Origin of the sequence: Psychroflexus sp. MES1-P1E, assembly GCF_002836055.1 — a bacterium.
Lineage (GTDB): Bacteria > Bacteroidota > Bacteroidia > Flavobacteriales > Flavobacteriaceae > Psychroflexus.
Window position 1 is genome coordinate 1 of sequence record NZ_PJBS01000261.1, and the last position, 1,964, is coordinate 1,964.

Sequence of the window (1,964 nt, forward strand, 5' to 3'; positions counted from 1 at the left end):
TAAACCATAGAAAATGAGAGTAGATAAACTCATAGAAGATCTTGAATTATCATTGGAATTACTCCGTAAATGCGAAGTTGAAAATGATATTGCTATGGTGCGTTTACAATGGTTAACGTGCTTAACTCTCTTAAGAGCAGCGGGGCATGTTCATAATTCAGAAGTTCAAAACACCAATAAGAAGCAAATTGCCAATAAGCTGTTTAACGATAAAAGGAATGATAAAGTTTATTCCGAATTCATTAAAAAAGAGCGTGACCTTCTATTGAAAGAGTATGAGTATTATGTATCAAATGAACATAGCATCAGGTTTGATCCGATCTACCTTGTTACTGAAGATGGTTTTAATTTATTAACTGAAGACGGCAATAAACTCATTCTTGAACAAGATGAAAAAGTACTGTCGAACTTCAAGAAAAACGATGGTTACAAGAAAGACCTTCCCCCAAGTGAATTAGTAAGAGAAGCTATTGATTGGTGGAAAGCATATTTTAAGGAATTTAACGAACTATGCGGCTCATAACATACACTAAGCGTAAGCATAGGCTCTATCCTTCGTGTAATCAGTTAAGTGTAAGAATCTATTCCTATCTTCGATAAAACAATTTTGGTTGGAAGCTATGCCTACGCCTAGTGTCAACCGTTGTAAGCCATATAAAAAACCGCATTGAATGAAACAAAATTTCTCATCTGATAAACCTGTCGAAAATGAAGAACAAGACAGATTTCAACGTTATAATTTTTCCAAAAGAATAGCGGATACAATCATTCAAAGAGAAAACGAAGAAGGAATAGTAATAGGTATATATGGTGCTTGGGGAGAAGGGAAAACTTCTGTATTGAATTTCATACAAAAGGAACTCGATAAACAAAAAACAATACTAACTGTAGCATTAAACCCTTGGATATAACGATGAAGAAACCCTTATTAAAAATTTCCTAAAAAAAATTGCCGAAGTTTTAGGTCGAGAAATAAACAGTAAAAAAGAAAAAATTGGCGATTTCGTAGCAAAATATGGAATTTTAGGCTCTTTAATCGGAAAAGATATATCCCAAATTGGAAAGATATTAAGTGAAGCTGATTTAGAAGAACTTAAAAATCGTCTTGATGAATTTTTAAAGGAAAGTAAAAGTAAGCTTGTAATATTTGTAGATGAAACAGATACACCATTTGCTAAACACTTAGCATCTAATTCCTCTTTAGTGGATTCATCTAATCGTAAATTGAGTATTGATTTTTTCATAATTAATAGTTTAAATTTTTATATGTTTTTAAATTTCAAGATCATCCAGTCTTTACATTGAATACCTTTTCCATAGCATCTCGCCAATTTCTGCTACAGTTATTCGGTTAATTTCTTTATTGCTTCTTTTGGGTAAATAGTCCTTGTTTAAATATTTACCAATTCGAGCATACAATTCTGTGAGCTCTTCTTTTGAAAGAACTTTAGCAATAGTGTATACAGAATCAGCTGTTAACAATCTATCTTAATTTAGAATTGAAGATGGACTTAGAAACTGGATTAAAAATACTGTTATTGCTCAGCAAATAACAAAACAAGCAGTATCTATTTACAACAATTTAAGAACCCATTTTAGCCTAGATTTAAGAAAACCTACCGAAGTCCATTTGAATCCGAATATAAAATATAAATCATATCGTAGAAATAACGTAAATTTAACTGAAATTCTAATTTAGAAAATAGCTAGTTCAAATTAAACCTAAAAAAGGTCAACCTATATCAGTATAATACAGTGAAGGTGTTACTGCAGATCTTATAGCATTTTCTAAAAGAGACATGGTTATTAAATATGCCTCAAAAATAAATCTGCTTTAAGCTTTGATTGTGTAGAATTTATGCGTTTTTAGAATCTTGTTTTTCTTTGAATTGATTTTCAAATTTTTGTTTACCAATTGCAGAGATGGCAAGACCTACAGAATATAAGCCTATAGACCTAGCGAG

The 1,964-nt window shown here is 31.1% G+C and carries 4 protein-coding genes; 2 read left to right on the forward strand and 2 right to left on the reverse strand.

The genetic code is table 11. The annotated features are described in order from the left end of the window. Positions 1 to 13 precede the first annotated feature (13 nt). Together CXF67_RS09545 and CXF67_RS09550 are read left to right on the forward strand one after the other, a co-directional pair. The gene (locus CXF67_RS09545) at positions 14 to 523 is read left to right on the forward strand and encodes a hypothetical protein (RefSeq protein ID WP_102088554.1); all 510 of its coding nucleotides are present in this window, start codon (positions 14 to 16) and stop codon (positions 521 to 523) included. Between the two features lie 148 nt (positions 524 to 671). Then, positions 672 to 911, forward strand: coding sequence for a P-loop NTPase fold protein (locus tag CXF67_RS09550; RefSeq protein ID WP_102088555.1), 240 nt, complete (start codon positions 672 to 674; stop codon positions 909 to 911). Here CXF67_RS09550 and CXF67_RS09555 read toward each other — a convergent pair. After that, positions 894 to 1,244 (reverse strand): hypothetical protein, encoded by a 351-nt coding sequence (locus tag CXF67_RS09555; protein WP_102088556.1) that lies wholly within the window; start codon positions 1,242 to 1,244, stop codon positions 894 to 896. The genes CXF67_RS09550 and CXF67_RS09555 overlap by 18 nt on opposite strands. A 52-nt stretch (positions 1,245 to 1,296) precedes the next feature. Continuing rightward, positions 1,297 to 1,482, reverse strand: coding sequence for a hypothetical protein (locus CXF67_RS09560; protein ID WP_102088557.1), 186 nt, complete (start codon positions 1,480 to 1,482; stop codon positions 1,297 to 1,299). Positions 1,483 to 1,964 lie beyond the last annotated feature (482 nt).

Excerpts from the sequence above, each read along its gene's own strand:
- CXF67_RS09545 (WP_102088554.1), top strand. The coding sequence starts at position 14 with ATGAGAGTAGATAAACTCATAGAAGATCTTGAATTATCATTGGAATTA.
- CXF67_RS09550 (WP_102088555.1), top strand. The coding sequence starts at position 672 with ATGAAACAAAATTTCTCATCTGATAAACCTGTCGAAAATGAAGAACAA.
- CXF67_RS09555 (WP_102088556.1), bottom strand. The coding sequence starts at position 1,244 with ATGAAAAAATCAATACTCAATTTACGATTAGATGAATCCACTAAAGAG.